Origin of the sequence: Nitratidesulfovibrio oxamicus (assembly GCF_015731765.1) — a bacterium.
Taxonomy (GTDB): domain Bacteria; phylum Desulfobacterota; class Desulfovibrionia; order Desulfovibrionales; family Desulfovibrionaceae; genus Cupidesulfovibrio; species Cupidesulfovibrio oxamicus.
In genome coordinates this window covers 1-8,210 of the sequence record NZ_VRYY01000048.1, presented here as the reverse complement: position 1 = coordinate 8,210, position 8,210 = coordinate 1, and the positions used below count along the sequence as shown (strand labels likewise).

Genomic DNA, 8,210 nt, shown 5'->3' with positions numbered 1-8,210 from the left:
GCCACCAGATTGCCGATGACGCCCCGGTTCGCGCTGGCCGTCCCACCGCCAAGGGCCGAACGCAGCCAGTTCGCCGCGCGCCCGAACGCTCCGCGCGTGGCGGCCACCACATCGCCGCCCTGGGCGCCAACGTGCTCGCTGCCTATGGCCTCCAGCGAGGCGTGCATCCTTCCGAGAATCTGCAAATCGCCGACCATGGGCTTTCTCCTTCGGATTGTGCCGGGCAGTTTCAGGCGCGGCGGACTCCGTATCCGCCACACGCCCCGACGCCACCGTTATTGAGCTGACCGCGCAATTACAACAAGCGTGCCGACGCCATGGGCACCGGCGATCAGATGCGCAGCGCCGTACCCGGCATCAGCATGGCGCAAGCGTCCTCGGTCTTGTCGCAGAGCGCCAGGGCGGCCTCGCGCATGCCCTCGGCCACGACGACCTGACGCTCCAGAAACGCCTCCAGTCCGTTGACATCCAGACCGGCAACGCCAACGGTGTTGGCAAGCACAAGCCCATGCGGTTGGCGCAACCCCACGGCCCCCGCCCCCGCCAACATCAGCCCCACGTTCTGCTCCAGGGCATGGCGGCACACCGCCGCTGCCTGCGCCTCGCCCTGCGGCAACTCGGCAACGACGCTGAAGGCATGGAGCTGGCCTTCAGCGCCCTTGTCCCGCTCCAGTTCAAGGTTCACCGTCACATCGTCGAAGCGCAGCACGCAGATGCCATCCCCGTCGAAGGCAAGGCCGTCCATGCCCATGCGTGCGCCAAAATCCCGTAATACCCTGTCGATGGCTTCCATGTGTCCTCCGTGGTGAGTGAACCTCGCGGGCCTGGCCCGCAAATCCGTTGCCGCCCGCACGGCAAGCGGACACTTGCGTGCGGCCCGGCAGGCGCTGTCGACGTTGTGCGCCGTGATGCACGCAGCGGCCATGTACCGGCAGGCCGGCTGCATGGCCTGCCAGCGTACCCGGGGCAGCATCGTCACGGGTATCCTGCATCAGCCCCTGTGCCCGTGCAGCCACTGCAGGGGGGCGGCACGCCGGGCAGCCACCCCTCTCGGCACGCGAAAGGTGCAACTGCCAACGTTGTATGCGCCCTCAATGGACTGCCGGAAAATGCATGGTTCATGCCGCAGGCGAAACGCCGACAACGCTCGACCCTGCGGTGCACTTCAATTACCAGCAGGGCGCGCTATCAATCAAGTTGCACATGTAAACCGACGCACCGAACTGCGCACACCGATTACACTTCCCGGCGCCACCGACATGCCGCACCGTTGCGCTGCCTTCCTTTTCCGGGGGGGCCTCGACACTGCCAGTCATTCCGCCATTCCGCCCGCCATGCATTTCTAACGGCAATCAATCACATAATAATTGGTATCTAATACGCAGGCCTCCATGTGTTCAGTAATCCGCATACTGGCTGCGTGATGACAGGCCCACCCATAACCGAGAGGTCATGCCATGGCTGTACATATCACGAAGGCGGACATCGCCGTCCGGCAGGTCGAGGCCTACCCCCAGATACGCGCCACCCTGAAGTCCGGCGATCTCTTCTTCACTTCCGGCAACTACCTCATCTCGAAGGCTATTCAGGAGGTCACCAATTCACCATGGAGCCACGTTGGCATCATTTTCGTCATCCCCTCCATTGATCGGGTACTGCTGTTGGAAAGCGTGGAGGACATGGGGGTGCGCTTCGCCCCCCTTTCGAAGTATCTGTCCGACTACGAAGGGAAAGCCCCCTACAAAGGGATGATCGTCACCGCCACGGTGTCGGGCGTCGAGGACACGGTATTGGCAACCCTTGCACAAAAGGGCGTTGACCAGTTGACCAGACCCTACGACAAGGCCGAGATCGGTCGCATTCTGGCCCGGGTGATCCTGGGCAAGGGAAAGCTGCGCCGCGACAAGGAATATATCTGCTCGGAACTGGTGTACGAATGCTTCATCAACGCGGGTATATCCCTGCATGCAAACCCCAAGGGGTTCGTGAGTCCGGAAGACATCTGGCAGGACGAACGCGTCAACCTTGCCCAGCGCATCCTGTAAGCTTCGCGCGCCGCGGCTGCTGACGACAAACGGCACAAACCGAAAGCCCCCGTTCCTTGCGGAGCGGGGGCTTCGTCGTCTTGGAGCACCGGGCGAAGGGCGAGCTTGCCTGCTCCCCGTTCCCCCGAACCTGCTAGTCGGTGACGATCATGACGCTGGAGGCCTTGACCATGGCCTTCACGGCCGAGCCCTTCTTGAGGCCCATGTCTTCCACCGAACGCTTGGTGATGATGGATACCACTTCGATGCCGGGGGCCACCTCGATGATCACTTCCGAGTTGACCGCACCAACGGTGATTTCCTTGACCTTGCCGGGAATAAGATTACGGGCGCTGACTTTCATGATGGTTCTCCTGTCATGACTGTGCGTGGATATGCGATTTCCTGCGCGAACGGTTCACCGCAGGGGAATTCATGTATACAAGATAACACCTGCGAAGATTCATGCAATGAAAATTATCGCGACTTATGTCTGCCCTGAAAAATTCGTGACTGTTTCTGCGTTTTCCGATGCCAATCATGCATCCTGAAAAACAATCCCGAAAACGCCGGCGCAGGTTTTTATGGAAACATCATGCGCGCACGCCCCGGACTGCGGGCATGCGGCCTCGCCCCCGAAGGCGCACGATACCGCACCCACCCCGGCGGACAACCCGACCCCGACAGGACGTCCGGCACCCCCCTCAGCCCCTTCCGGACTGCTACCGCGCCATTACCGGTGTTGCCCCATCACGGGTGCAGTCCCCATAACCGCATGGAGCCCCACATGATCACAAAAGAAAACCGCACCATGCCCGCTACGGCGTTGACATGATTTTTTCATTCTGGCATTTCCAGTAGCACATTTTTCTCTTTTTTATTCTTAATGCACATTCAAATTCCGGAGAACGACATGCCGACCCGGTCGCCTTATGCTGACTCCCATTTCCCGCGCCACCGGCTGCGTGCGCTTCTGCGGCCAATGCTTGCCGCCCTCATGCTGTGCACCGTGGCGCTGGCGGGCGGCCTTACCGCATACGCCGCCGACATTCCGGCGGACACCCTGCGCTATTCCTGGCCCTCCAACGTGGGCGAGCTGAATCCGCACAAGTATTCGCCCAACCAGATGTTCGCCCAGGGCATGGTGTACGAGCCGCTGGTGAAGTACGCCAAGGGCGGCGCCATCGAACCCTGGCTGGCCGAAAGCTGGACCGTGTCGCCCGACGGCAAGGCGTACACCTTCACGCTGCGCAAGGGCGTGACATTTTCCGACGGCACGCCGTTCGATTCCAAGGCCGTGCGCATGAACCTGGAAACGGTGCTGGCCAACCGCGCCTCGCACGACTGGCTGGAACTGGTGGCCCAGATCGACAGGGTGGAAACGCCCGACGCCCGCACAGTGCGCCTGGTGCTGAAAAACGCCTACTACCCCACGTTGCAGGAACTGGCGCTGATACGTCCCGTGCGCTTCCTGTCCCCGTCGGCGTTCCCCGCATCCGGCAACACCGCCGAGGGCATCAAGGCGCCCATCGGCACCGGCCCGTGGAAGCTGGTGGAAACCCGCAAGGGCGAATACGACGTGCTTGAGCGCAACGACGCCTACTGGGGCAAAAAGCCCGCCATCAAACGCATCGTGGTCCGGGTCATTCCGGACCCCAATACCCGGCTGGTGGCCTTGCAGGCGGGTGAACTTGACCTGGTCTTCGGCGGCGGCGGACACGGCGGCGGCCAGATCAGCCTGGAAGCCTTCGACGCCCTGAAAAAGGGCGGCAAGTACGCCACCTACCTTTCGCCGCCGCAGGCCAGCCGGGTCATCGCGCTGAACAGCAAGAGCGGCCCCACCGCCGACATCGCCGTGCGCAAGGCCATCCTGCACACCATCAACAAGGACGCCATGGTCAAGGGCATCTTCCTGAACGCGGAAGCGCGCGCCGACACCCTGTTCCCCCCCACGTCCCCCTACTGCGACCTGAAGCTGCCCCCCTACGCCCACGACGTCGCCAGGGCGGAAGCCCTGCTGGACGAGGCGGGCTGGAAACGCACCGCCCCCAAGGGCCCGCGCATGAAGGACGGCAAGCCGCTGACCGTGGACCTGTGCTTCGTGGGCAACGACGCCCTGCAAAAGGCCATCGCGGAATTCCTGCAATCGGAACTGGCGCGCGTGGGCATGCAGGCCAACCTGATCGGCGAGGAAGAAGACGCCATCGGCGAACGCCAGAAGAGCGGCGCCTTCGGCATGGTCTTCGGCGACACCTGGGGCGCGCCCTACGACCCGCATTCCTTTGTCAGCGGCATGCGCGTGCCCACCCACGCCGACTACCAGGCCCAGCTCGGCCTGCCCATGAAGGCCGACATCGACGCCAGGATCGGCAAGGTGCTGCTGACCACCGACGAAACCGCGCGCCAGAACCTGTACCGCGACATCCTGACCACCCTGCACGACCAGGCCGTGTACCTGCCGCTGACCTACCAGACCAGCATGGTGGTGCACACCGCCCGCGTGGACGGGGTGCACTTCGGCGCCATGGACACGGAAATCCCCTTCGAGGACATGCGCCTGAAATAGAAGCGACAAACGGGAGGGCGGCCACGCGCCGCCTTCCTCTTGCTCCATCCGCCTGGATACATCGGCGCCGTCCCCCTTCACCGCATTTGTCTTCCTGATATTTCCGAGGAAAACTGCCTTTCTTCCTTATACTTCGCGCCGGTCTTTCCGGCGCGGATGGCTGGTGCGGGCACGATGCAAGGGATTACGAGTTTTCGTGCCGGGCAAGGCGAATCGGCGTTTTTGAGCGCAGCGTACTCTTGTACGTGAGCATCAAAAACGCCGATTCAACGCCGCCCGGCGCGGAAAGACGGATTCCGCCAGCAGTGTGTTCGCATGCACCGCGACACACCCAACAGCCGCCCCAGCCCCGGAAACCACGCATGCCCGCCTACATACTGAAACGCCTCGCCGCGCTCATCCCCCTGCTGCTGCTGGTCTCGGTGGTGGTCTTCCTGCTGCTGCGCGCCGCCCAGGGCGACCCGGCCATGGCCTACCTGCGCCTGTCGCGCATTCCCCCCACCGACGAGGCCCTGGCCACCGCCCGCCGCATGCTGGAGCTGGACCTGCCCCTGTGGGAACAGTACGCCAGCTGGCTGGCCCGGGCCGTCACCGGCGACTTCGGCAACTCCTACGTCACGGGGCGCCCGGTTCTGGGCGAAGTGCTGCACTACCTGCCCGCCACCCTGCAACTGGCCGGGGCGGCCCTGCTGCTCACCCTGATCGTCAGCATCCCCCTGGGGGTCGGCGCGGCCCTGCACCGCGACCGTCCGCTGGACAACGCCGCCCGCACCCTGTCCTTCACCAGCGTATCCCTGCCCAACTTCTGGCTGGGCTTCCTGCTGGTGTGGCTGTTCGCGGTCAAGCTGGGCTGGCTGCCCGCGCTGGGGCGCGGCGGCCTCGAACACCTGGTGCTGCCCGCCGTGACCCTGTCGTTGATGTCCATGGGCATCAACACCCGGCTCATCCGCGCCAGCCTGCTGGAAAACATGCACGCCCGGCACATCATGTATGCAAGGGCCCGCGGCATTTCCGAACACGGCGTGGTGTGGCGGCACATGTTCAAGAATTCGCTGATCCCGGTGCTGACCTCGCTTGGCATGCACGTGGGCGAACTGCTGGGGGGCGCGGTGATCGTGGAAACGGTGTTCGCATGGCCGGGCGTGGGCCGCTACGCGGTGTCCGCCGTGTACAACCGCGACTATCCCATATTGCAGTGCTTCATGCTGCTGATGACGGCCATCTTCGTGCTGTGCAACCTGGCCGTGGACATCCTGTATGCATGGGCCGACCCGCGCATCCGGCTGGGGGAGGACCGCGCATGACCGGCCACACCGGCCACACCGGCCCGGAAACCCTCACCGCCGACGCGCCCCTCACCGTGCCTGCACCCGCGACCATCCCGGACGCGGCCCCGGACAACACCCTGCTGCGCCAGTTGCTGTCGCGGCCCACGGCACTGGCCGCGCTGGCCCTGCTGTGCATCATCCTGTCCATGGCCGTGTTCGCGCCCGTCTTCTCTCCTCGCGCGCCCGACGACGTGGACATCTCCCGCAAGTTCGAAGCCCCCAGCCTGGAAGAACCCCTGGGCACCGACCACCTTGGCCGCAGCACGCTGGCCCGGCTGTGCCACGGCACGCGGGTTTCGCTGTTCGCCGTGGGGGCCATCCTGACCTGCATCGTGACCGTGGGGCTGACGGCGGGCTGCGTGGCGGGCTACGCGGGGGGCCGGGTGGACAACCTGCTCATGCGCGCCTGCGACGTGTTCATGACCTTTCCCACCTTCATCCTGGCACTGTTTCTGGTGGGGGTGCTGGGGTCGGGGCTGACCAACGTGATCATCGCCGTGGCCTGCACCCACTGGGCCTGGTACGCGCGGTTCGCGCGCGGGCTGGTGCTGGGGCTGAAGCAGCGCGAATACGTGCTGGCCGCGCGCGCGGCGGGCACCCGCCCGGCCCGGTTGGTGCTGCGGCACATCCTGCCGCCGGTGCTGGCACAGTTGCTGGTCATGGCCGGGCTGGACGTGGGGCACATGCTGCTGCACGTCTCCGGCCTGTCCTTCCTGGGCCTTGGGGTGCGCCCCCCGACGCCGGAATGGGGGGTGATGATCGGCGATGCGCGCGAATACATCGCCGCCCACCCGGAACAGCTGCTGTACCCCGGCCTGATGATCTTCGTGACGGTGATGGCCTTCAACCTGCTGGGCGATGCCCTGCGCGACGCGCTGGACCCCGCCGCCGCGCGCGACACGGAACGGGACGCCGCCTGCGCGGCGCACGGGGCTGACGGACTGGACGAGCCGGACGACCCAGCAGGGCGGGACGAGCCGGAATATCCCGCTGCCACAGGCAACGGCCCGGCGGATTTCAACGCAGTGCGTTCGGGTGTGCGCGAGGGGGCGGCATGAACGACACGACATCTTCGCCCACTGGCCCCATGACAGCACCCGCCACTGCCCCCGTGCCCGCCCCTGTGCCAGCCCCCATGCCCGCCCTGACGGTGCGCGGGCTGGAACTGCGCCGTTCCGCCCATGTCGCCGCCGCGGGAACCGGCAGCAACGGGGACACCCCTCCCCTGGCCGCCCCCCCGCTGGTCGGGCCTGTGGATCTTGCGGTGGAACGCGGCCAGGTGGTCTGCCTGGTCGGGCCCAGCGGCTGCGGAAAGTCGCTGACCTGCATGTCCCTGCTGGGCATGCTGCCCGACGGCGTGGCACGCACGGCGGGCACCATCCGCGTGAATGGGCAGGCCGTGGACGGGCAGGCCGCGTACGGCGCCCCGCCGGAACAACTGCGCCTGTTGCGCGGGCGCGGGGCTGCCTACGTGCTGCAGAACCCGGCCAGTTGCTTTGACCCGGTGTTCACCATCGGCACGCATTTTCAGGAAACCCTGGCCGCCCACCTGCCCACGACACCCGGAAGCGGCACCCGGCCCGACTGGCGCGCGGCGGCCCGCGCCGCCCTGCGCGAGGTGGGGTTTGACGATGCGGACGCCATCCTGCGCCACTACCCGTTCCAGATGAGCGGCGGCATGCTCCAGCGGGTGATGATCGCCCTGGCCCTGGTGCTGGACGTGCCCCTGCTCATCGCCGACGAGCCCACCACCGACCTCGACCTGCCCTCGCAGGCCCGCGTGCTGGACCTGTTGGACCAGGTACGACGCACCCGCAACATGGGCATCCTGCTGGTGACCCACGACCTCAGCGTGGCGGCCCGCATGGCAGACCGCATGGCCGTCATGCGCCATGGCCGGGTGGTGGAACAGGGCGACGTGCGCGAACTGTTCGCCGCGCCGCGCCACCCGTACACCCGCGCCCTGCTGGCCGCCCACCATCGCCTGTACGGCCTGTGCCCGCCGCACGGGGACGACGCCCCGACCCAGCATCCCGCCACAGCCCCCGCCGCCACAGCCCCCGCCGCCGCAGGTCACCCATGAAGGATACCGCCATGCATCCCGATACTGTTCCCGCCATGCCCGCCGCGCCTGCCGCTTCTTCCGTGGTCGGTACGCCCGGCAACGACGCCCCGCCCCTGCTGGAGTTGCGGGGCGTCACCCGCAGCTACCGCACCGGCGGATGGTTCGCCCCGCGCCAGGAGCGGCAGGTGCTGCGCGGGGTGGACCTGACCGTGCGCGAAGGCGGCTGC

8 protein-coding genes and 1 pseudogene are annotated in these 8,210 nt (G+C 66.1%); 6 read left to right on the top strand and 3 right to left on the bottom strand.

The genetic code is table 11. From position 1 onward, the window contains the following. Both FVW20_RS02375 and FVW20_RS02370 read right to left on the bottom strand, forming a co-directional pair. A partial coding sequence (locus FVW20_RS02375) for a hypothetical protein (protein WP_196608133.1) occupies nucleotides 1-197 on the bottom strand: 197 nt, incomplete at its 3' end. Nucleotides 198-331: 134 nt separating this feature from the next. Then, a complete protein-coding gene (locus FVW20_RS02370; protein ID WP_196608132.1) occupies nucleotides 332-793 on the bottom strand; it encodes a CesT family type III secretion system chaperone in 462 nt (153 codons plus the stop codon). Nucleotides 794-1,457: 664 nt separating this feature from the next. On the opposite strand from FVW20_RS02370, the gene FVW20_RS02365 reads away from it, so the two are divergent. Further along, the gene (locus FVW20_RS02365) at nucleotides 1,458-2,045 is read left to right on the top strand and encodes a YiiX/YebB-like N1pC/P60 family cysteine hydrolase (protein WP_196608131.1); all 588 of its coding nucleotides are present in this window, start codon (nucleotides 1,458-1,460) and stop codon (nucleotides 2,043-2,045) included. Nucleotides 2,046-2,178: 133 nt separating this feature from the next. Here FVW20_RS02365 and FVW20_RS02360 read toward each other — a convergent pair whose 3' ends face one another. Then, nucleotides 2,179-2,388, bottom strand: a complete 210-nt coding sequence (locus FVW20_RS02360; protein ID WP_196608130.1) for a TOBE domain-containing protein — start codon at nucleotides 2,386-2,388, stop codon at nucleotides 2,179-2,181. A gap of 618 nt (nucleotides 2,389-3,006) precedes the next feature. On the opposite strand from FVW20_RS02360, the gene nikA reads away from it, so the two are divergent. The 5 genes and pseudogenes from nikA to FVW20_RS02335 form a co-directional block, all read left to right on the top strand. Continuing rightward, nucleotides 3,007-4,590: a nickel ABC transporter substrate-binding protein gene (nikA, locus tag FVW20_RS02355; protein ID WP_231038796.1), complete on the top strand. Its 1,584-nt coding sequence runs from the start codon at nucleotides 3,007-3,009 to the stop codon at nucleotides 4,588-4,590. Nucleotides 4,591-4,952: 362 nt separating this feature from the next. After that, nucleotides 4,953-5,894, top strand: a complete 942-nt coding sequence (gene nikB, locus FVW20_RS02350; protein ID WP_196608129.1) for a nickel ABC transporter permease subunit NikB — start codon at nucleotides 4,953-4,955, stop codon at nucleotides 5,892-5,894. After that, nucleotides 5,891-6,976, top strand: coding sequence for a nickel ABC transporter permease subunit NikC (gene nikC / locus FVW20_RS02345; RefSeq protein WP_196608128.1), 1,086 nt, complete (start codon nucleotides 5,891-5,893; stop codon nucleotides 6,974-6,976). The genes nikB and nikC overlap by 4 nt, the downstream gene beginning before the upstream one ends. After that, nucleotides 6,973-8,001: an ABC transporter ATP-binding protein gene (locus tag FVW20_RS02340; protein WP_231038795.1), complete on the top strand. Its 1,029-nt coding sequence runs from the start codon at nucleotides 6,973-6,975 to the stop codon at nucleotides 7,999-8,001. The genes nikC and FVW20_RS02340 overlap by 4 nt, the downstream gene beginning before the upstream one ends. A gap of 11 nt (nucleotides 8,002-8,012) precedes the next feature. Beyond that, nucleotides 8,013-8,210, top strand: a pseudogene (locus tag FVW20_RS02335) (nickel import ATP-binding protein NikE); the annotation flags it as partial.